This window comes from Streptomyces sp. NPDC104367, from assembly GCF_055583825.1.
Window position 1 is genome coordinate 180,907 of sequence record NZ_JBVJND010000016.1, and the last position, 22,050, is coordinate 202,956.

The following is a 22,050-nucleotide window of genomic DNA, read 5'->3' on the forward strand; positions in this document are numbered from 1 at the left end:
GGCGCTGATAGAAACGGTGTTCGTGGCACCGGCGGGCCGCGGTGGGACCGCAGAACCGTCGTGTCATCCGAGCCGCCGAACACCTCCGAGGAACACCCGTCATGAACAACCTCCAGCCTTCGGACCCGACGTCCATCGGCGGCTATCCGCTGCTCGGCCGGCTCGGCGCGGGCGGCATGGGGCAGGTGTTCCTGTCCCGCACGGCCTCCGGCCGGCTGCTCGCGCTCAAGACGATCCGCGACGACCTCAGCTCCGAACCGGGGTTCGAGGAGCGGTTCGCCCGCGAGATACGCAACAGCGACCGCGTCCGGTCCCCGTGGACCGTGACCCTCGTGGACTACAGTGCCCCGGACCAGCGCCCGCAGTGGCTGGCCACCGAGTACGTGCCCGCGCCGTCGCTCGGTGAATGGGTCGCCGCCCACGGCCCGCTGCCGCGGACCGCGCTGCTCTCCCTCGCCGCCGAACTGTGCGGCGCCGTGCAGGCGGTGCACCAGGCGGGCCTCGCGCACCGGGACCTCAAGCCCGGGAACGTCCTGCTGGCCCGCGACCGCCCGCGGCTGATCGACTTCGGTGTCGCGCGGGCCACCGACGACAGCAGGCACACCCGGATCGGCGTCTCCGTGGGCTCCCCCGGATTCCTCGCCCCGGACCAGGCCCTCGGAGGCGTCGCCGCGGCCCCCGCGGACGTCTTCTCGCTGGCCGCCCTGCTGGTCTACGCCTCGACCGGGCGCGGCCCCTTCTCGCGCGCGGGGGAGGAGATCCCCGCGGCCACGCTGCTGTACCGGGTGGTCCACGAGGAACCCGATCTCGCGGGCGTCGACGCGTCGTTGGTGCCGCTGCTCACCGCGTGCCTGGCCAAGGACCCCGCCGCCCGCCCGACCGCGGCCGAACTGGCCGGACGGCTCGCGCAGCTCGGTGGCCGGATCGGGAGCTGGCCCGAGGAGTGCCCGGCGGCCCTCACCGGAAGCGTGACCGAGGCCGAGCACGCGGCACGCACCGTGGTCGACCTCGCGCACGCCGCCGAGACGGTCGCCGCCGGACAGGAACCGTTCCCGACGGCGCTGATGCCCGCGCCCGCCCACGCACCCACCACCTCCGGCCCGGCCGGCGGGCCGCAGAGGCGCGCCTGGCCGGTGGCCGCGGTCGTCGCCGCGGTCGTGGCCGTCGTCGCGGTCGCGGCGGCGGCCGCCCTCCACTTCGGTACGGGCGCTACCGCGGCCGGGGCCGAGACCTCGGAGTCCGCGCGGGTACGGCCGTCGGACTCGGCCGCCTCGGCGACCGCGAGCGGCTCGGCGTCCGCCTCGCCCCAGGAGTCGCAGCAGCCGGATCAGTCGCAGCAGCCCGAGGAGTCCCAGGAGGCGAGCACCCCGGTCAAGGTCGTGCGGGCCGTCTTCGAGCTGGCCACGGGGGACTCCGTGACGGCCGGCGCCAGGACGCTGATCATGCAGGAGGACGGCAACCTGGTGATCTACGACCAGGACCACAAGGCGCGCTGGGCCACGATGACCGGCGGCGAGGGCAACTCCGCCCGTTTCCAGGCGGACGGCAACCTGGTCGTCTACAACAGCGGCGACCAGCCCCTGTGGGCCTCGCAGACCGACGGCAACCCGGGAGCGCTCCTGGTGTTCCAGGCCGACGGGAACATGCTGATCAAGTCCGGCGACTCCGTGCTCTGGGCGGCGGGGACGGAGAACTGACCCCGGCCAGCGCGCTCTCGGCGGCGTGCACGACCGTACGGCACTGGAGTTCCACCTGGTCGCGGACGGGCACCCGGCGCAGTCGCAGGGCCTGTTCGAAGTCCCCGCACCAGGCGGTGAAGAGGCCGTCCAGGTCGGTGTGGAGGCCGCGGGCGGAGCCGTCGTCCGCCGCCTCCAGCAGCCGTAGCAGAAGGCCCGCGGCGCGCAGCGGCTGCCGGCGGGCCACGATGTCCAGGGCGCAGACCTGGGCCGTCGTCAGGCGCTGCGCGCCGGCGTCGGACGCCTGCCGGACGAGCGGGGTCCAGGAGTCGGCGACCAGGTCGTAGAGGCCGTCGGCCATCCATTCCAGGACGCGTCGGCGCGCGTCGTCCCGGGCCGGCGGCAGGAAGGCGCGGGCCTTGCCGAGTACGGCGGTCACCTGTCGTCCGCCGTCCCGCACCAGCTCGGCCAGGTCGCGCAGGGCGGCGGCGGGCGCCGGGTGCGGAGACGGGTCGTCGGCCAGGTCGGTGGCCCACATGGGCACTTCGACGATCGCCGTCGTGCCGCCGTACCGCGCGGGGGCGCACCAGGTGGAGACCCCGATGTTCTCGGACCCGGCCGCCAGCCGCGCGGTGCTGCCGGGCGGGGGCAGGACGTAGACACCGGGGCCGGGGTTCTCCCAGTACAGGGCGTCGAAGGTGCCCCGTTGCACCGGGACGCCGAGTTCCGCGGCGGACGCGCCGAAGGGCACGGCGAGTTCGGGGAGGTCCTGGGTCAACTGGACCCAGCCGCCCCCCGCCTCGATCCCGTGCAGGGAGCACTGGAGGAACGGCCGCAGCTCGTCGATGACGTCGAACAGCGCCTGGCTCTCGGGGAGTTGCCGCGACTCGATCGGCGCCCACTCAGGCTGTTCGGCGGCGACCGGGCGGTAGGCCGCGCGGTAGTAGGCCGCCAGGGTGCGGCCGGGGTCCGCCGTCGCCGCTTCGAGGCCCTCGCTCAGCGCGGCGCCGTCCGGGTCGAGGCACAGCACGATGTCCCAGGTGACGAGGGCGGGGTCGGTCGCCGTGGCCGGCCGGCCGCCGCGCGCCACCCGCTCCGCGAGCGCGAGCGCGGTCGCGCCGCCGACCGGTTCGTCCGGGTGCGGCCGGGCCACCACCAGGACGTGGCGCGGTCCGTGTCCCACGGACAGCATCTCGACCGGGCGGCCCGCGCGGGACGTACCGATCCGGCGCAGCCGGCCGGCCCCGGGGAACCCGGAGACCAACCGCCGCGCCGAGTCGGCGACTTCCCCGACCGTGGGGTGACGGTCCGTCATGCGCGCGCCGATCAGCCGCCGCCGTTGCCGCCGCTGTCGCCGGTGGTCTCCTTCTTGTCCAGCGGCCGGATCTCGATCTTGTTCGCCATGCCCTGTCCTCCCGTCGGTGACCGTGGCCTGCCGTACTCGATGTGCTCCTGGTGCCCTTGCCAGAGTTCGCCGGGCCGACAAGTCTTGTCAATGTCCGTTGTTCCATGGGTAGTTGGGACTCACGAGATTGGCGCGAAGATGACGTTGCCCGCGATGCGGCGGCCTCGGATCAAGCCGGAACACCGGGCCTACCGGACCGTCGACGGCCATGTGCGGATCGGGAGCGTTGTGCACGGCATCGGCGCGGAGGTCAAGGATCCCGACGGCTGGGTGTGGACGCTCGTCGAGGCCATGGACGGCACGCGGAGCCCCGGGGACGTCGTCGCCGAGGTGTCCCGCCGGCACCCCGGGACCGGGCTGACCGGCCCGGACATCCGCCAGGCGATGGCCGACCTGGCCGCGGCCGGGTTCGTCGAGGACGCCGGCGCCGAGCCGCCGGCGGAGCTGTCCGAGCGGGAGCGCGAGCGCTACGGCAGGGGCATGACCCTGCTGCGCTGGATGGACCTGCGGCCCAGGGAGAGCCCCTGGGAGCCGCAGCTGCTGCTGCGCCGGGCCCGGGTCCTGCTGGTCGGCGTCGGCGGCACCGGCGGGGCCGCCGCGCGCGACCTGGTGGCCTCCGGGGTCGGGCACCTGCACTGCGTCGAACCGGACGTCGTCGAACTCTCCAACCTCAACCGGCAGACCCTCTTCCGCGAGGCCGACCTCGGCACACCCAAGATCGACGCCGCGCTGACGGCCCTGCGCGCCCTGAACCCACACACCACCGTCACCGGCGAACGCCGCGAGATACACGGCCCGACCGACCTCGAAGACCTGCTGACCGCCGCCCCGGCCGGCGACAACGGCGGCGACACCACCCCCGAGACCGACATGGGCACTGGCACTGGCATCGGTAGCGGTAGCGGTAGCGGTAGCGACAGCCGCGCCGGCCGTGACAGGGCCCCCGGCGCCGGCAGCACCATCGGCGCCGGCCACGGCAGCACCCTCGGTAACGCCCTCGGCCACGGCAGCGGCCCCGATGGCGGCAGCTCCGACGGCGCCAGCTCCGCCCCCGCCCCCGCCCCCCGTCCCCGCCCCGGCTACGACCTGTTGTTGTTGGCCGCTGATCGGCCCGCTGTCATCCGGCGGTGGGCCAACCAGGTCTGTCTCGCGTCCGGGACGCCGTGGGCCGAGGCCGGGTACCGGGGGCCGCTGGTGAGTGTCGGGGTGTTCGCGCCCGGCCGGGGCGCGTGCTGGCAGTGCCTGCGGGACGCCGAGGTCGAGCGCCGTGACCTGCGGCTCGCGCCCGGCCAGGACGAGGAGACCGCCTCGCCCCGCATGCCCTGGAACCCGGTCAACGCCGTCACCGCCGGCCTCTCCGGCAGCCTGCTGGCCCACGCCGCGATCACGCTGCTGTGCGGCATCCCGCCGGTCACCCCAGGATGCCGCTTCGGCCTCAACCTCATGACCCCCGACGTCCCCGTCATGCAGCGCGCGGACCGCCGTCCCGACTGTCCGTCCTGCGGGACGGAGCGACCGCCCGAACCGCGGGACCCCTCGTGACCGGTGTTGAGGCGGAGGACGTGCCGAGGATCGGGGCCGCCACCCGTGTCGTGCTGCACGAGCTGGGCATGCGGCGGGACCGGGACGAGTGGATCGTGGGCCGGATGGCCACCCGGACCTTCGTCGCGCTGCCGGAGCCCGGCGCGCGGGCGGTGGAGCTGCTGGGCGAGGGGCTGAGCGTGGGCCGCACGACGGAGGTCCTGCGCACCGAGACCGGCGAGGAGCTGGACATCCCGGACTTCGTCAGGGACCTGGCCGCGCTGGGCTTCGTGGCGCGGATCGGGGACAGCCCGCTCCCGGACCCCGAGCCGCCGCGCGCCTCCCTGCCCCGGCTGCGCCCCCGCCGGGCCCGCCCCGCGCTGCACCCCGCGCTCCCGGTCCTCGTCGCGGCCCTGCTGCTGGCCGCCGTCGCCGTCCTCGTCCACCGCCCCGACCTGCTGCCCGGCTACCGCGACCTGCTGTGGAGCCCGCACGGCAGCCTGGTCCTGCTCACCGCCGCGGCGGCCGGCTGGACGCTGCTGCTGGCCCATGAACTGGCCCACCTGGTCACCGCCCGTGCCGCGGGCGTGCCCGGCAGTATGCGGCTGGGCACCCGGCTCCAGTTCCTCGTCATGCAGACCGACATCAGCGGCATCGAACTCGCCCCGCGCCGCCACCGGCTGACCGCCTACCTGGCCGGTATCGCGCTCAACCTCTCCGTCGCGTCGTCGGTGCTCCTCGTCCTCGCCGCGACGGACACCGGCACGACGGCCCACCGCGTGCTCGCCGCCGTCCTGCTGCTGGCCCTGATGCCGCTGCCGTTCCAGCTCATGGTGTTCACGCGCACGGACCTGTACTTCGTCCTCCAGGACCTCACCGGCTGCCGCAACCTGTACGGCGACGGACTCGCCTACGCCCGCCACCGGCTCCGGCGGACCCTGCGCTCACCGCGCGCCGGCGCCGACCCGAGCACCGGGCTGCCCCCGCACGAGCGCCGGGCCGTCCGCCTCTACAGCGTCGTCCTCGTCGTCGGCACGGTCGTCTGCCTGGCGTTCATGGCCGCCGTCACCCTGCCCGCCGACATCACCCTGCTGGTCCGCGCGGCCCGCGGCCTCGGCCCGGACCACGGCCTCGCCCGCAACGCCGACTCGGCGGCCGTCCTGGTCACCCTGGGCGGCGTCAACGTCCTGTGGCTGGTCACCTGGTGGCGGGGCCGCCGCGCGCGCCGCGCCGCGCGAGCGGCCTGAGGCACCCCTACGCCGACTCCCGCACCCGCAGTTGCGCCCCCACCGTCAGTTCCCCGGCGGGGAGCGGGCCGGTGTCGGTGAGGAGGCGGGCCGCCTGCTCGACGGCGAGGGCGCCGAGGCCGCGGGTGTCCAGGGCCACCGTGGTCAGCGGCGGCTCGACCAGCGCGCCCAGCCGCAGCCCGTCGAAGCCGATCACCGCGAGGTCGCGCGGGACCTCCCGGCCCAGGCGGCGGGCGGCCCGCAGCGCGCCGATGGCGATGATGTCGTTGAAGACGAACACCGCGGTCAGCCCGGGGTGCCGGTCGAGGAGTTCACGCAGGGCGCGCTCGCCGCCCTCCACGGTCTGGTCGGTGCGGACCACCGCGCCCGCGTCCAGTCCGTGCGCGGCCATCGCGCCGGCGAACCACCCGTGCCGGACGCTCGGTTCGGACTGCTCGGCGTGGTCCAGCATGCCGATGCGGCGGTGCCCGGCCCCGGTGAGGTGCCCGATCGCCGCGTGGACGCCCGCCTCGCCGTCGATGCGGATCGAACTGAACCGCTCGGTGCGGTGCTTGCGGCCGATCAGGACCACGGGCAGGCCCCGGGTCAGCCTGTCGATCTCGTCCTCCGGCAGGCTCAGATAGCCCACGACCGCGTCCACCTGCGAGGCGATCACCGCCAGCGTGCCGCGCTCCTCCTCGACGCGGTCGCCGGTGTCGTACACGACCACGTGCCAGCCGCGTGCCCGTGCCGCGTCCAGCGCGGCGGCGGCGACCTCGGTGAAGAACGGGTTGAGCAGGTCGGGGATGACCAGTCCGACGCTGATCGTGTCCTGCCGGACCAGCCCGCGGGCGAACCGGCTCGGGCGGTAGCCCAGCGCCAGGGCGGTGTCCAGGACGCGCTGCTTGGTGGCGGGGCCGATCTCGCCCTTGTCGTTGAGCGCGCGTGACACGGTCTGCCGGGACACCCCGGCGGCCTCGGCCACATCGTCGATCGTCACCCTGCGGGGTCCGCTCCCCGACGACGCCATCGCCCACCTCCGCACACGCCCGCCCGCCGGCGCACCCGCGCCACGGGGACCCCGAGTATCCCCCGCGCCCGGCCCGGCGCCCTCCCGGCCTCCCCGTTCGGCCGCTCTTCCCGGCCGCCCTCCCCGCCCCGCTCCGAACCGCCCGGTCTTGACACCCGGCCGGGGCTCGGCAGAGACTCCGAAGCGCTCTCCGTTACCGCTCCCGTGAGCGTTCACGGTACCGCTGCCGGTCCCACCGAGAAAGTTGTGGCCCCTTGTCCTCCCAGCTCTCCGCGTACGTATCGGACCCCGCCCCCTGGAGCGGTGCCCTGCGCCCGGCCCGCTCGTGGCTGCGCTCCGACGCCCCCGCCCAGTCGCTCGACGGAACCTGGAGCTTCCGGCTGTCGCCCACCGCGGCCGTGCCCGAGGACTTCGCGGCCGAGGACTTCGACGACCGCGGCTGGGGCAGCATCCCGGTGCCCGCGCACTGGGTGCTGGAGGGCGACGGCGCCCACGGCCGGCCGATCTACACGAACATCCAGTTCCCGTTCCCGATCGACGCGCCGCACGTTCCCGACGAGAACCCCACCGGCGACTACCGCCGCCACTTCGACGTCCCCGCCGACTGGTCGGACGCCGAGCGGATCGTGCTGCGCTTCGACGGCGTCGAGTCGCTGTTCCGGGTCTGGGTGAACGGCGTCCTGATCGGCAGCGCGAGCGGCAGCCGGCTGGCCCACGAGTTCGACGTGACGTCCGCCGTGCGCCCCGGGGACAACGTGGTGGCCGTACGCGTCCACCAGTGGTCGGCGGCCAGCTACCTGGAGGACCAGGACCAGTGGTGGCTGCCGGGCATCTTCCGCGACGTCACCCTCCAGGCCCGCCCGGCCGGCGGTGTCGAGGACGTCTGGCTGCGCACCGCGTACGGCGACGGGAACGGCCGCATCGACCCGGAGGTGACCGCCGGGGCGGCCGCGTTCCCGGTCACCCTGCGCATCCCGGAGCTGGGCGTCGAGCGGGTCTGGCGGACGCCGGCGGACGTGGCGCCCCTCGACGTCGCGGGCGTCGAGCCGTGGTCCGCCGAGCTGCCGCGCCTCTACGACGTCACGGTGTCCTCGGCCGCCGAGACCGTCGCCCTGCGGGTCGGCTTCCGCACCGTCGAGATCCGCGGTGACCGCTTCCTGGTCAACGGCCGCCGGGTGGTCTTCCACGGGGTGAACCGGCACGAGGCGCACCCCGAGCGCGGCCGGGTCTTCGACGAGGCGCACGCCCGCGAGGACCTGGCCCGGATGAAGCGGTTCAACGTGAACGCCATCCGCACCAGCCACTACCCGCCGCACCCGAGGCTGCTGGACCTCGCCGACGAACTCGGCTTCTGGGTCGTCCTCGAGTGCGACCTGGAGACCCACGGCTTCGGCGAGACCGGCTGGGTCGGCAACCCGACCGACGACCCGGCCTGGCGCGCGGCCTGCCTGGACCGGATCGAGCGCACCGTCGAACGGGACAAGAACCACCCCTCGGTCGTGCTCTGGTCGCTCGGCAACGAGGCCGGCACCGGCGCCAACCTCGCCGCCATGTCGGCCTGGGTGCACGCCCGCGACCCCGAGCGTCCCGTGCACTACGAGGGCGACTACACCGGCGAGTACACCGACGTCTACTCGCGCATGTACTCCACGGTCACGGAGACCGAGCAGATCGGCACCGACGGCTCGCGCGCCCCGCTGCTGGGCTGCACCCCCGCACAGGGCGACCGCCAGCGCACCAAGCCGTTCCTGCTCTGCGAGTACGCCCACGCCATGGGCAACGGGCCGGGCGCCTTCGACCAGTACGAGGAACTGGTGCACCGGTTCCCGCGGCTGCACGGCGGCTTCGTCTGGGAGTGGCGCGACCACGGCATCCTGGCCACCGCCCCGGACGGGACGCCGTACCACGCCTACGGCGGCGACTTCGGGGAGGTCGTCCACGACGGCAACTTCGTGATGGACGGCATGGTGCTCAGCGACGACGTGCCGACGCCGAGCCTCCACGAGTACAAGGCGGTCGTCCAGCCGGTCCGCTTCGTCTTCCACGGCGACGGGAACGACGACGGGAACGGCGACGAGCTGGAGATCACCAACCTGCGGCACTCGGCCGACACCGGCGACCTGGCCTTCCGCTGGCGCGTCGAGCACGACGGGGTCCCCGTGGAAACGGGCGAGCTGAAGGTGGAGCCGCTCGCGGCGGGCGCGTCGGGGCGGGTGCCGCTGCCGGCGGTCGCGGTGGCCCCGGACGCCGAGACCTGGCTGACGGTCGAGGCGGTGCTGGCGGCCGGGACCGCCTGGGCCCCCGCGGGACACGAGATCGCCACCGCCCAGCTGGACCGCTCGGTACGGCGTCCGGTGCCCGCCGTCCACCCCCGCGCCGGCTGGCGGCCGGACGAGGGGACGCTGACGCTCGGCATCGCCGAGTTCACCGGCGGCTCCCTCACCCGCCTGGCCGGACGGCCCGTCACCGGCCCCCGCCTGGAGCTGTTCCGCGCGCCGACCGACAACGACGCGAGCCCGGCCGACCGCGTCGAGGGCAGCGACGACAGCGTCGCCGGGGTGTCCAGCGCCGACCTCTGGCGCCGTGACGGCCTCGACCGGCTGACCACCCGGCGGATCCGCGTCGAGCGCACCGCGGACGCCCTGCGCACCCTCGACCGGGTCGCCGCCGCCAACTCCGCCCGGTCGGTGACCGTCGAGTCGGTCTGGACGGTCGAGGACGGTGCGCTGGAACTGCGCGTGGAGATCGAGCCGTCGAGCGGCTGGCGGACGGTGTGGCCGCGGATCGGCGTGCGCTTCGAACTGCCCGACGGCACCGCCCCGGTGGACGGCGCCGAGTGGTTCGGCCTGGGCCCGCTGGAGTCGTACCCCGACAGCATGCGCGCCGCCCGCACCGGCCGCTTCGCGGCGGGCGTCGGCGACCTGTCCGTCGACTACGCCCGCCCGCAGGAGACCGGGCACCGCTCCGGCCTGCGCACGCTCACGCTGACCAGCGGCGAGACCGGGGTGCTGCACGTCGAGGCGCTCCCCGACACCCGCGGCCGGCGCCCCGGCTTCACCCTGGCCCGCCACACCCCCCAGCAGATCGACCGGGCCGAGCACCCCTACGAGCTGCCGGAGTCGGCCACCAGCCACCTCATCGTCGACGCGGCCCAGCACGGCCTCGGCTCCCGGGCCTGCGGGCCCGACGTGTGGCCCGAGTTCGCGCTGCGCCCCGAGGCCCGCACGATCAGGCTGCGCATCACGGCGGCCGGCTGAGCGGCCGCGGCCGACAGGTCTTTCACAGTCCGCACCCACGCGTCTCACGGCCGGGAGGTGGACGGTCACCGGCCATGAACTTATCCACCGGTACCCCACGGATCCTGGTCGTGGACGACGAGGAAGACCTGACCGACCTGCTGGCGACGGTGCTGCGGGCCGAGGGCTGGCAGACCAGCCAGGCCCTGGACGGCACGGCCGCGGTCCGGGCCGCGCGCGGGTTCAGACCCGACGCGGTGGTCCTGGACCGCGGACTGCCCGACCTGGAGGGCCTGGAGGTGCTGCGGCGCCTGCGGGCCTACCGGCCGGACCTGCCCGTGCTGTTCCTCACCGCCCGGGAGAGCGTCGAGGACCGGGTCGCCGGCCTGCGGGCGGGCGCCGACGACTACGTGCCCAAGCCGTTCGACCTCGACGAGGTGGTGCTCCGGCTGCGCGTCCTGCTGCGCCGCTGCGACGCCGGACGGCCGGGCGGCTCGCTGCTCGCCGTCGGCGACCTGACCCTGGACGAGGAGACCCGCCAGGTGCGGCGGGGCGGTGTCCAGATCCGGCTCACCGGACGGGAGTTCGAGCTGCTGCGCTACCTCATGCGGCACACCGGCCGGGTCCTCGGCCGGGAGGAGCTCCTCGACAACGTCTGGGCCACCGAGGAGGACCGGCACCTGAGCATCGTCGAGAGCTACGTCAGCTACCTGCGCCGCAAGATCGAGCGCGACGGTCCCGTCCTCATCCACACCGTGCGCGGCGTCGGCTACCTGATGAAGCCCGCCGAAGCGAAGCCGTGAGCGGGGCGGCGAACGGGGCGGCGAGCGGGTCGGCGAGGACGGCTGCGGCGGTCCGGGACCCCGGCGGCGGGCCGCGCCGCCCGCGCGGGCCGGGCCGCCCGCGCAGTCTGCGCTCGCGGATGATCCTCTCCAGCACCGTGCTGCTGGCCGCGCTCTCCGTGGTGATCATCGCCCTCAGCGGTGTGGTCATGCGCTCCTACCTGATGACCGGCCTCGACCAGCGGCTCGACGCGCTCGCCGAGCACTCCTCGGCCGCCGGCGGCCGGATCGGGGCGCCGGCCGCGGGGCTGCCGTACCTCAGGGCCTTCGGGGTGCCCGAGGGCACCGTCGGGGTCTCCCTCACCGGCCGGCACGGCCCGGTCCGCCACGCGGCGGTGGTCGGACCCGCCGAGGAGCTGACCGAGCCGACCGCCGCGCAGCAGCGCGTCCTCGCGACGGTCGAGGCGGACGGCCACCGCCACACCATGGACCTGCCCGGACTCGGCTCCTACCGGGTCAAGGCCGTGCGCGCCGACACCCGGCACACCGAACTGACCATCGTCACCGCCCTGTCCGTGCGCCCGGTCGACCACCTGCTCGGCCGGCTGCTGGCCGTCGAGTCGGCCGCCGCGGCCGCCGCCCTCGTCGTCGCCGCGCTGATCGCCGCCGCCGTGATCGGCCGTCAGCTGAGGCCGCTGCGCCGGGTGGTGGACACCGCCACCCGTATCTCCCGCGAGCCGCTCGGGCACGGCGAGGTCCACTCGCTGGAACGGGTGCCCCAGGAGGACTGCGCCACCGAGACCGGCCGGCTCGCCCAGGCCGTCAACCGGCTGCTCGGGCACGTCGAGAGCGCGCTCGCCGACCGGTACGCCACCGAGCTGCGGATGCGGGACTTCCTGGCCGACGCGGGCCACGAACTGCGCACCCCGCTCGCCTCCGTGGCCGGCCACCTCCAACTGGTGCGCCGGGCCCCGAAGTCGGCGGCGCCGCAGGCCGAGTACGCGCTCGGCCGCATGGAGTCCGGGATCGGCCGGATGCGCACCCTCGTCGAGGACCTGCTGCTGCTCGCCCGGCTCGACACCGGCCGCCCGCTGGCCCGCGAGGAGGTGGGTCTCGGCCCGCTGCTCGCCGAGGCGGTGGCCGACGCCCGCGCGGCCGGACCCGACCACCGCTGGGAGTTCCTGATGCCCGGGGAGCTGGTGCTGGTCGAGGGCGACCCGGACCGGCTCCACCAGGTCGTCGCCAACCTCCTCGCCAACGCCCGCGTCCACACCCCGCCCGGCACCAGGGTCACCGTCACCGTCCGGACCGCCGAGGACCAGGCGGTGATCCGCGTCGCCGACGACGGTCCCGGCATCCCGCCCGACCTGCTGCCCCGGGTCTTCGAGCGGTTCGCCCGCGGCGACGCCTCCCGCTCCCGGGCCACCGGCAGCAGCGGCCTCGGCCTCGCCATCGTCGCCGCCGTCGCCGCCGCCCACGGAGGACGGGCGGAGGTCGCCGGCGAGCCCGGCCGCACGGTGTTCACCGTCCGGCTGCCGCTGTGCCCGGCGTACGCCGACGGGGCGAACCCGCCGCGCACACCGGCCGGACACGAACTCCCGCCGGAAGCGTCCTAGGACGCTTCCGACGGCTCTCCGCGGCGTCGCGGCGCCCGGCACGCACCCTCGCCGCCCCTTCTTCCACGGAGATCCGTCGGAAACGCGCTAGCCGGCGGCCGTCGGGTCGGTCACCCAGCCGGCCATCAGTATCAGGCGGGACTCACGGTGCACGGCGAGGAAGCCGAACGGGCGGTCGAAGGCGGCCCGGACCACGGTCGACTCGTACGGACAGTGCGGCGGTCCGCCCCCGGGCGCGGCCAGTACGGCCGTCACCGCGGCGGCCCGGAAGCCCAGCGGGCCGAACTCCGCCACCGCGGACTGCCCGGCCGCGCCGACCGCCAGCGGGGCCGCGCTGATCCCCGGGAAGTGGCCCTCGCGGGCGTCCGCCGCCGCGGACAGCCCGAACAGGCCGTGCAGGTGCAGCAGATCGTGGTCGGCGCGGACCACGAAGCCCGGGGCGGTCACATCGAGCCGGGTCGGGTCCGGGGTCGCCGACGGCCGCCGCTCCACGACCACGCCGGGTCCGGCGGGCCCGTAGGGGAGCTGTCCGCCGGTCGTCGTCGCCAGGGTGCGTTCCAGGGCGCCGATGCCGGTGTGCAGCACCTGCCCGGGCGCCATCCCCTCGTCGCCGAGCACCAGATGGACGTCCAGGCCGTTGTCGCCGGGCACCTTCAGCGTGGTGACCCGGCCCTCGGGGCCCGCGCTCACCCCGATCCGGTCCGGCCGCACACTGCTGCGGTGCAGACCGGCCAGCGCGCGGCCCTGCCAGGGCCCGGAGCCGGGCCGCAGCACCGTCTCGCGGAACGGGTGCCGCCAGTCCGTGTGCAGCGCCAGCGCGGTCGCCATGACCAGCCGGGCGCCCTCGTCCGCCCGCACCGGCATCCGCTCGACCAGCCCGTCGGTGCGCTTGGCCGCCCACGCGTCCAGCGCCTCCTGGGAGGCCGCGGGATCGGGGCCGAGCACGCCGTGCGCCTCGGCGGGCAGCCCGGCCGCCCACCGCTCGTGCAGCTCCAGCGTCCGGTCGGTCCACAGCCCGAGGGCCGCCCCGACACCGGCCGTCGCGTCCAGCGCGGTGAGTAATTCCCGCGCTCCGGCGGCGGCTTGGTCGGCTTGCATCCCCAGGGCGCGGGTCAGCTGCTCCCGGGCGGGGCCCGCGGCGCCGTCGGCGAGGAAGGCCAGCAGCGGCCAGACACCGGCGGCCGAGAAGACCGTACCCTGTCTGGTCTGCCGCGCCCAGCGTGTGGTGAGCGCGTTGACGGCGCTGACGGTCCGGTTCATTCGTCGTCCTCCCAGGAGTGCTCGGGGAGGGGCGGGGAGGGGCGGGGAACCCCGGCGGGTCCTCCGCGCGCGACCGCCGCCCCCCACCCTCATTCCGCCCCCGTTCACGGCGCGCTTACGATGCGCGCAGTCGTACAAGCCCAGCCGTCCGTTTCCACGCGGCCGAACGCCCCCTCAGGAGCACGGTACCGGTGTCCATACCTCCGCCCCCCGGCCCCCATCAGCCACAAGGGCCGTATCAGCCGCCCCAGTCGGGCCCGCCGCAGTACCCGCAGTACCCGCAGGGACCGTACGGGCAGCAGCCGCCCTACCCCTCGCCGTACCAGCCCTGGGGCCAGGGCTACAGCCCCTACGCGGCCCCCGCGCCCGTCAACGGCCTGGCCATCGCCTCGCTCGTGCTGGGGCTGCTGTGCTGCCTGCCGGGGGTGGGGCTGGTGCTCGGCGTGATCGGGCTGAGCCAGATCCGCAGGAGGGGCGAGCGCGGCAGGGCGATGGCCGTCACCGGCTCGGCGCTCTCCGCGATCGGGCTCGCGCTGTGGGTGCTGGTGCTCGCCACGGGCGGCGCGGCCGACTTCTGGGAGGGCGTCAAGGAGGGCGCGAGCGACACCTCCAGCCTCTCGCTGGACACCGGCGAGTGCTTCGACACCCCGGACGGCGCGCTCACCGGCGACCTGGTCACCGACGTCACCGTCGTGGACTGCGCCGGATCGCACGACGGCGAGGTCTTCGCCACCTACGGCCTCAAGGGCGCCGACTACCCCGGCGACGACGGCGTCGGCGAGTCGGCCGACGAGCGCTGCTACGCCCTGGCGGACGGCTACGCGATGGACGGCTGGGCGATCCCGGACGACGTCGACGTGTACTACTTCACGCCCAGCGAGGACAGCTGGGAGTTCGGCGACCGGGAGGTGGCCTGCGTCTTCGGCAACACGACCGAGGGCAAGCCGCTGACCGGCTCACAGCGCAACGACGAGTCCGTCCTGGACGCCGACCAGATCGCCTACCTCAAGGCCGCGCACGTCCTCGACGACGCCCTGGACGCCGTCCCCGACGCGGAGTACGTCGAGGACGACCTGCCGGGCTACCGGGACTGGGCGGACCAGGTCACCGAGGCCATCACCGAGCAGACCGGCATGCTCCGCGCGCACACCTGGGACGCGGACGCGAAGCGGCCGGTGGACGACCTCGTCGCGAGCCTCGGCAGGGCGCGCGCGGAGTGGGCGAAGGCGGCGAAGGCCACGGACGCCGACACGTACTACGCCCACTACGACAAGGCCTCGACGCTGCTCGACCCGAAGCGGACGGTCACCGCGCGCAAGGCTCTGGGCCTCGCCACGACCCCGCCCTCCTCCGACGGCGGAGACGGCGGCTCCGGGAGCGGAGGAAGCGGCTCCGGCATGGAGGTGTGATCGCCGCCAGAACGGGGAGAAAGTGCCTGCGTAATGCATACCCGGGCCACATGTCATCACATCGAGTGATTCTCTGGCCTTTGCTTGCACCACACAACCCACGGTTGCCACGCTGTTGCTGTCTGTACAACCTGATGGGAGCGGCCAGTGACTTTCGGTGAGCAGCCGGCGTATCTGCGTGTCGCGGGAGATCTCCGCAAGAAGATCGTCGACGGTTCGCTGCCCCCGCACACCCGGCTTCCCTCCCAGGCCCGCATCCGCGAGGAGTACGGCGTCTCCGACACCGTCGCCCTGGAGGCCCGCAAGGTGCTGATGGCCGAGGGGCTGGTGGAGGGGCGCTCCGGCTCCGGCACCTATGTGCGCGAACGGCCCGTGCCCCGGCGGGTGGCCCGCTCCGGCTACCGCCCGGCGGGCGGCGCCACCCCGTTCCGGCAGGAGCAGTCCGACGCGCTCGCGCGCGGCACCTGGGAGTCAAGCAGCGAGCAGGCCGAGGCGGGCGGCGCGATCGCCGACCGGCTCGGCATCCGGGTCGGCGACCGCGTGATGCGCACCCGCTACCTGTTCCGGGACGCGGGCGAGCCGATGATGCTCTCCACCTCCTGGGAACCCCTCGCCGTCACCGGCCGCACCCCCGTGATGCTGCCCGAGGAGGGCCCCCTCGGGGGCATGGGCGTGGTCGAGCGGATGCGCGCCATCGACGTCATCGTGGACAACGTCACCGAGGAGGTCGGCGCCCGCCCCGGCCTCGCCGAGGAGCTGCTCACCCTGGGCGGCGTCCCCGGTCATGTGGTCCTGGTGATCCAGCGGACCTACTACGCCTCGGGCCGCCCGGTGGAGACCGCCGATGTCGTCATCCCGGCCGACCGCTATCGTGCCGCGTACCACCTGCCCGTGAAGTAGCGCACACCCTTGCGATAGTTGACGCCTCCACCATCGAGGTACGGACCTGCGCCCGGCCGCTGCGATCCGGCCGTTCTCGCAGGTGGCCCCGGTCGTGCCCGGTACGCCCGCGACCCGAAGCGGGAGGTGTGCGAACGGCGCGTTCGGCATCGTGCGCCCCCACCGTTCTGGCTGGTTGCGTACCTCTTTGTGAAAAGCCGTATTCGCTGCGTAAAGGTTAGGCGTACGCTCGGGCATATGCGGAGTGCGGTTTCCTTAGCGGGGCGGGGATGGGCGGGAGCTGGGAGAGACGGAGGGGTGCGATGACGGAAGGCACGGTCTCGCTCCCCTGGCTCGTCATACGCCAGGACGACAACGGCAATCGCTACCGGGTCGGCCGGTACGCGACCCGGGCCGAAGCGCAGAAGATCGCCGACAGCCTCGACGACCGCGGGCACAAGCAGCTCTACTGGGTCGAGCGCATAGGCCACACCAACGGCAACGGCGACGGCGGCAGCCGGAACTGACCCTCCGCCGCCTCCCGTAGGCTCCGGTCCATGAGCGAACGGATCGTGGTGGTCGGAGCCGCCCTGCTCGACGCCGGCCGCCTGCTCGCGGCCCGCCGCAGCGCGCCCCCGGAGCTGGCCGGCCGCTGGGAGCTGCCCGGTGGCAAGGTCGAGCCCGGCGAGACCCCCGAGCACGCGCTGGTGCGCGAACTCCACGAGGAGTTGGGCGTGACGGCCGAGGTGCTGGCGCGGGTCCCGGGGGAGTGGCCGCTCAGGACGCCGTACACCCTCCAGGTCTGGACGGCCCGCCTGTGCCCGGGGTCGCCCGAGCCCAAGCCGCTCCAGGACCACGACGAACTGCGCTGGCTGACGGCGGCGGAGGTCTGGGACGTCGACTGGCTGGACCAGGACGTGCCGGCCGTGCGCGCGGTGATCGCCGAAGACACGGGCGCGCCGCCTTCGCCGTAGGCCGTTCGCACCACGGTGTGCCAATCTTCGCGGTACTGCATCCGGAATGTCGGGTATGTGACTAATAACCTCATGTAACCAGACATGGGTGGGGATGCTGTACGGGAAGTGATCGGTGTGATCGACACCGAAGGTGTCACCGTCGAGTGGACCTTTCCCGCGGAACCGGGCGCCGTGCGCACCGCCCGGACCGCGGTCCGAGACCAACTGCGCGGCTGGGGCCTGGACCCCCTCGCCGACATCACCGCCCTGCTGGTCAGCGAGCTGGTCACCAACTCGCTCCGGCACGCCACCGGACCCATCGGCGTACGCCTCGTACGCCCCGCCGACCTCGGCGACACCCTCCGCGTCGAGGTCTCCGACCCGCTCCCGGACCCGCCGCGCGAACGCGTCGCCGGTCTTGACGACGAGAACGGCCGCGGCCTCCAGCTCGTCTCCGGCTCCTCGCGCAGCTGGGGCACCCGCCCCGGCGGCACCGGCAAGACCGTCTGGTTCGAGCTGGCCGTACCAGGGTGAACCGGGTGAACGGGGTGTACACACGGTGTTGCGCCGTCCACCCGCGAGAGTGGCCCGGCAACGCGTGCCGGGGTGTGTGGTTCGAGGGCGTGTTCCCTGGTTAGAAGACTGGAAGTGTTGTCACGGTCCGGTCCGGAAATCGTCCGGACCGTGCTGTGATCGTGAACACCGTGTCAGGCGGCGCCGTAGTGCTGGATACTGCGGGCAGCCGTACCCGGTGACCGGTGCCGGGCGCGGTGAGCTGGAGGGGACGGTTCGCGTGAGCGAGATACCAGCTAAGGCCACGGAGTCCGAGGACCCGTCGGACGGCGGCAGGTCGGGGACCGCGGAGTCAGCCGCGGGCCCTGGCGACGCCATGTGGCAGAGCAGCCCACCCGGCTCCATCTACGACTACATCAGGGTCGCCTCGTTCTCCATCGGCGCCGGCGGCCTCGTCGACCAGTGGAGTGTGCGCGCCGAACAGATCTTCGGCATCCCCGCCGAGCGGGCCGTCGGCATGGACCCCATCGAGGCGTTCATCGACCCCGACCTGCGCGAACGCGGCCAGCGGAAGATGGCCGAGATCCTGGACGGGCGCGAGTGGACCGGCGTGGTGCCGTTCCGGATGCCCGCCGCCGCGGACGGCGGACGGGGCGAGGAGGGCCTCGCCGAGGTCTACGTCATGCCCACCCGCACCACCGAGGGCGAGCACGCCGCCGTCTGCATAGTGGTCGACGTGCGCACCCTGCGCAGCATCGAGACCGACCTCGCCGCCTCGCAGTCGATATTCGGTCAATCTCCTTTCGGTTTCCTGCTGATCGATCCCGACCTGCGCATCCGCCGCGCCAACGTGCGGTTCTCCTCCATCTTCGGCGGCATCCCCGACGACCACCGCGGCAAGAGCGTCCACGACTACCTGCCCCGCGCCGAGGCCGACCGGGTCGCCGCCACCCTGCGCCGGGTCCTGGACACCGGCAACTCCATCACCGACATGCACGTCACGGGCTTCGTGCCGGGCTCCGACGAGCGCCGTCACTGGTCCATCAACCTCTACCGGGTGCACAGCGGCAGCGGCCGCCCGATCGGCGTCGCCTGGCTCGGCCTGGACGTCACCGCCCGCCGCGCCGCCGCCCGCGAGGCCGCCGCCGCCCGGCGGAATCTCGCCCTCCTCAACGAGGCCGGCGCCCGCATAGGCAACTCCCTCGACCTGGAGACCACCGCCCGCGAACTCCTCGACGTCGTCGTCCCCGGCTTCTGCGACCTCGCCACCGTCGACCTCTACCAGGGGCTGCTGGCCGGCGACGAGACCCCGCCCGGCCTCGCCGACGGCAGCGCCGAACTGCGCAGGGTCGCCTACGCCAGCGCGGTCTCCGACGCGCCCTTCGTGGGCGGCGGCGCCCCGGTCGCCGTGGGCGCCGTCCACCACTACCCGTTCAACTCGCCGTGCGCGGACGCCCTGCGCACCGCCCGCCCGCAGCACGTGCCGGCCGAGGACGGCGGCCTCGTGCAGTCCACCCTGGCCGTCCCGATGGTCGCCCACGACACCGTCGTCGGCCTCGTCCAGTTCGCCCGCACCAAGGGCAGCGAACCGTTCGGCGACCGCGACCGCGACCTCGCCGTGGAGCTGGCCGCCCGCGCCGCCGTCTGCATCGACAACGCGCGCCTGTACCGCCGCGAGCACGAGCGGGCGCTGATACTCCAGCGCTCCCTGCTCCCGCCGGGCGACCCCGAGGCCTCCGGCCTCGACATCGCCTGCCGCTACCTGCCGGGCAACGCGGCCACCGAGGTCGGCGGCGACTGGTTCGACGTCATCGAACTCCCCGGCCACCGCACGGCGCTGGTCGTCGGCGACGTGATGGGCCGCGGTCTGCGCGCGGCGGTCGCGATGGGCGAACTCCGCACGGCGGTCCGCACCCTGGCCCTGCTGGACCTGGAACCGGCCGAGGTCCTCTCCGCCCTGGACGAGATCGCCCGCGGCCTCGGCACCCCCGGAGGCATCCAGCAGGCCACCCGCACCGCCCGCCAGCCCCGCGACGCCGACCTCTCCGAGGTCTACCTCGCGACCTGCGTGTACGCCGTCTACGACTCCGTCACCAGGCGCTGCACGTTCGCCAACGCCGGCCACCTGCCCCCGGTGCTCGTGGAACCCGGCGAGGACGCGCTGATGCTCGACGTGCCGCCCGGCATGCCGCTCGGCGTCGGGGGCGAGCCCTTCGAGGAGGTGGAGGTCGAACTCCCCGAGGGCGCGTTGCTGGCGCTGTACACCGACGGCCTGGTCGAGTCCCGCGACCACCCCCTCGACGAGGGGCTCCAGGCGTTCGTCGGCGCCCTCACGGACCCCTCCCGGCCCCTGGAGGACGTGTGCGACCACGTCCTCAACACCCTCGACACGCACCACGGCGAGGACGACATCGCCCTGCTGATGGCCCGGGTGCAGGGGCTGCCGGCGGAGTCGGTCGGCGACTGGACGCTGCCGCGCGAGCCGCGCAGCGTGGGCCGCGCCCGTGAGTACGCGCGCGGCCAGCTGATCTCGTGGGACCTGGAGCCCCTCGTCGACACGGCGGAGCTGCTCGTCAGCGAACTCGTCACCAACGCGCTGCGCTACGGCGAGGGCGAGATAAGGCTCCGGCTCCTCCTCGACCGCACCCTGGTCTGCGAGGTCTGGGACTCCGGCCTGGTCCAGCCGAGGCGCCGCCGCGCCCGCGACACGGACGAGGGCGGCCGGGGGCTCCAGCTGGTCGGGCTGCTCAGCGCGGCGTGGGGCTCGCGCAGGACGCCGCGCGGCAAGACGGTGTGGTTCGAACTCCCCCTCCCGGACGGCGAAACAGGCCTCACCGACCCGGCGGAGGCCCTGTTGAGCCTGTTCTGAGGCAGCGGGAACGGTCCCCGGCCTGCCGCGCAGTTCCCCGCGCCCCTGCAAGCAGGGGGTCACGGCAGCGCCCCTTCAGGGGCGCGGGGAACTGCGCGACCAACCCCCACACACCCGCACCCGACCCACGACCCGGCGCCGCCCCCGCAGGGGCTACCGCAGCCGTCCCCGGGTGTCCGGGCCCCCGAAGGCCGTCACCGGTCCGCCGTCCGGCTCCTCGCCCAGCAGCACACCGCCCAGCACCGCCCCCGCCACCCCGCTCTCGTGCGCGGCCTCCCCGGCGTACGGGTTCCCGTGCGTCCGTACGTCCCGCTCCGCCAGCTCCCGCGCCCGCCGGGCCAGCCTGTCCGCGTCGGCCGGCGCGGCCCGCCCGGCCTCCGCCAGCAGCGCCCGCGGCTCGGCCGTCACCGCCGCCCGGTGCACCCCCACGAAGTCGTCCGCGGAACCGATCGCGCTCCGCGCCACCAGCTCCGCCCCGGCCGCGATCACCCCGGCCCGCCCGCCGCCCGTCCCCTCCACGGCCCGCACGATCCGGCGCAGGGCGCCCAGCGGGTCGTACGGCCCCCCGGTCACCTCCCCGCGGACGGCGGCCAGCACGGCGTCCGCGTGCGCCAGCCGCGCCGGGAGCCCGGTCGCCCGCAGGCCCGCCAGCTCCGCCTCCGCGCCCGTGAGGGCCGCCGGCACCGTGCCCGCCGCCGTCCGCAGCTCCTCCGTGAGCCGTTCCACGCCGTCCAGCAGCACCCCGGCCTGCGCCACGGCGCCCTCGGCGGCCCGCAGCCGACGGCGGAACCCGTCGCCGTCGCCCCAATCGGAGTCCTGGCGGGCCTGGTTGAGCCGTACGGTCGCGAACACCAGCCGGTCCTTGGCCTGTTCGACGTGGCCGAGGACGGAGGCGACGGCGGACGAGCCGTACCGCGCGCCCGCCCGGCCCAGCGCGCCCTCCACGCCGTTGGTGCGGGCCGCCAGCTCCCGGAACCGGCCCTCGGCGACCGCCAGCGCGTCGCCCGTGTCCCACTCGGCGTCGAACCCCTCCGCCGCCGCGTCCAGCTGCCGCCCCGCCTCCGCGCAGCGTCCGACCACCCCCACCAGGGCCTGGCGCCGTCCGGCGTCGTCGCCCGGGGCACCCTCCTCGTACCGCCGCCAAATCGCGAACGCGGCGGACAGCTCCGTCCCGGCCGCCCGCAGCGCCCGCAGGACGGGCTCGCTCACCGCCACGAGGCCGAGCGCCTCCCGGCTGGTGCGCACGCAGTCGTCGGCGAGGACCAGGGCGGCCCGGGCCTGCCGCTCGAAGTCCGCGGGGGAGGGCACCGGCGGGGCCGGGGAGACGATCCCCGGTGTGGTCCGGGACCGCGCCCGCCGCACCCGCCGCACGTACCCGTAGCCGCCCAGCGCCCCGGCCGCCACCACGACGACGAGCGGCAGCACGTAGTCAGCGGCGGAAACCCCCGCGGCCTCCGCCACCGCCCCCGTCGCCGTCGCCGTCGCCGTCCCGGTCCTCGTCCCGGTCGCTGTCCCTGTCCCCCTCGCCGTCCCCGTCCCTGTCCCGGTCGCTGTCCCTGTCCCCCTCGCCGTCCCCGTCCCTGTCCCGGCCGCCGTCCCGGTCCTCGTCGCCGTCCCCGCCCCCGTCATCGTCACCGGCTCCGCCGAGGCGGCCGTGCCGCTCCGTGCGGTG

16 protein-coding genes are annotated in these 22,050 nt (G+C 74.8%); 12 read left to right on the forward strand and 4 right to left on the reverse strand.

All coding sequences use genetic code 11. From position 1 onward, the window contains the following. Positions 1-101: 101 nt before the first annotated feature. Positions 102-1,697, forward strand: coding sequence for a serine/threonine-protein kinase (locus ACZ619_RS24690; RefSeq protein WP_469602759.1), 1,596 nt, complete (start codon positions 102-104; stop codon positions 1,695-1,697). Here ACZ619_RS24690 and ACZ619_RS24695 read toward each other — a convergent pair. Next, positions 1,651-2,991, reverse strand: a complete 1,341-nt coding sequence (locus ACZ619_RS24695) for a M14 family zinc carboxypeptidase (RefSeq protein ID WP_469602762.1) — start codon at positions 2,989-2,991, stop codon at positions 1,651-1,653. The two genes, ACZ619_RS24690 and ACZ619_RS24695, sit on opposite strands and share 47 nt — an antisense overlap. A gap of 243 nt (positions 2,992-3,234) precedes the next feature. On the opposite strand from ACZ619_RS24695, the gene ACZ619_RS24700 reads away from it, so the two are divergent. After that, positions 3,235-4,623, forward strand: a complete 1,389-nt coding sequence (locus tag ACZ619_RS24700; protein WP_469602764.1) for a HesA/MoeB/ThiF family protein — start codon at positions 3,235-3,237, stop codon at positions 4,621-4,623. Further along, entirely contained in the window at positions 4,620-5,849 is a 1,230-nt protein-coding gene (locus ACZ619_RS24705; RefSeq protein WP_469602767.1) for a hypothetical protein, read from the forward strand. The genes ACZ619_RS24700 and ACZ619_RS24705 overlap by 4 nt, the downstream gene beginning before the upstream one ends. A gap of 7 nt (positions 5,850-5,856) precedes the next feature. Here the strand turns inward: ACZ619_RS24705 and ACZ619_RS24710 are convergent, their stop codons facing one another. Next, positions 5,857-6,858: a LacI family DNA-binding transcriptional regulator gene (locus ACZ619_RS24710; protein ID WP_469602769.1), complete on the reverse strand. Its 1,002-nt coding sequence runs from the start codon at positions 6,856-6,858 to the stop codon at positions 5,857-5,859. Between the two features lie 254 nt (positions 6,859-7,112). Between ACZ619_RS24710 and ACZ619_RS24715 the strand changes: the two genes are divergently transcribed. The 3 genes from ACZ619_RS24715 to ACZ619_RS24725 all read left to right on the forward strand — a co-directional run bounded on the left by ACZ619_RS24715 (position 7,113) and on the right by ACZ619_RS24725 (position 12,492). Continuing rightward, positions 7,113-10,115 (forward strand): glycoside hydrolase family 2 TIM barrel-domain containing protein, encoded by a 3,003-nt coding sequence (locus ACZ619_RS24715; protein ID WP_469602772.1) that lies wholly within the window; start codon positions 7,113-7,115, stop codon positions 10,113-10,115. A gap of 74 nt (positions 10,116-10,189) precedes the next feature. Continuing rightward, positions 10,190-10,897 (forward strand): response regulator transcription factor, encoded by a 708-nt coding sequence (locus ACZ619_RS24720; RefSeq protein ID WP_469602774.1) that lies wholly within the window; start codon positions 10,190-10,192, stop codon positions 10,895-10,897. Between the two features lie 119 nt (positions 10,898-11,016). After that, entirely contained in the window at positions 11,017-12,492 is a 1,476-nt protein-coding gene (locus tag ACZ619_RS24725; protein ID WP_469602775.1) for a sensor histidine kinase, read from the forward strand. An 87-nt stretch (positions 12,493-12,579) separates the two neighbouring features. On the opposite strand, the gene ACZ619_RS24730 is transcribed toward ACZ619_RS24725, so the two are convergent. Then, entirely contained in the window at positions 12,580-13,752 is a 1,173-nt protein-coding gene (locus ACZ619_RS24730; RefSeq protein ID WP_469602777.1) for a serpin family protein, read from the reverse strand. Between the two features lie 191 nt (positions 13,753-13,943). On the opposite strand from ACZ619_RS24730, the gene ACZ619_RS24735 reads away from it, so the two are divergent. From ACZ619_RS24735 to ACZ619_RS24760, 6 genes are all read left to right on the forward strand, one after another. Then, positions 13,944-15,161: a DUF4190 domain-containing protein gene (locus ACZ619_RS24735; protein WP_469602780.1), complete on the forward strand. Its 1,218-nt coding sequence runs from the start codon at positions 13,944-13,946 to the stop codon at positions 15,159-15,161. A gap of 147 nt (positions 15,162-15,308) precedes the next feature. Continuing rightward, complete coding sequence (locus tag ACZ619_RS24740) at positions 15,309-16,061, forward strand: GntR family transcriptional regulator (RefSeq protein ID WP_469602782.1); 753 nt, start codon at positions 15,309-15,311, stop codon at positions 16,059-16,061. Positions 16,062-16,363: 302 nt separating this feature from the next. Continuing rightward, entirely contained in the window at positions 16,364-16,567 is a 204-nt protein-coding gene (locus tag ACZ619_RS24745; RefSeq protein ID WP_469602784.1) for an SPOR domain-containing protein, read from the forward strand. A 30-nt stretch (positions 16,568-16,597) separates the two neighbouring features. After that, positions 16,598-17,014, forward strand: a complete 417-nt coding sequence (locus ACZ619_RS24750) for a (deoxy)nucleoside triphosphate pyrophosphohydrolase (RefSeq protein WP_469602787.1) — start codon at positions 16,598-16,600, stop codon at positions 17,012-17,014. Between the two features lie 84 nt (positions 17,015-17,098). After that, positions 17,099-17,530: an ATP-binding protein gene (locus ACZ619_RS24755; protein ID WP_469602790.1), complete on the forward strand. Its 432-nt coding sequence runs from the start codon at positions 17,099-17,101 to the stop codon at positions 17,528-17,530. Between the two features lie 259 nt (positions 17,531-17,789). After that, positions 17,790-20,378 carry a SpoIIE family protein phosphatase gene (locus ACZ619_RS24760; protein ID WP_469602793.1) on the forward strand — a complete coding sequence of 863 codons (2,589 nt, stop codon included), beginning with the start codon at positions 17,790-17,792 and terminating at the stop codon, positions 20,376-20,378. Positions 20,379-20,531: 153 nt separating this feature from the next. Here ACZ619_RS24760 and ACZ619_RS24765 read toward each other — a convergent pair whose 3' ends face one another. Further along, complete coding sequence (locus ACZ619_RS24765) at positions 20,532-21,803, reverse strand: hypothetical protein (RefSeq protein ID WP_469602795.1); 1,272 nt, start codon at positions 21,801-21,803, stop codon at positions 20,532-20,534. Positions 21,804-22,050: the final 247 nt, after the last annotated feature.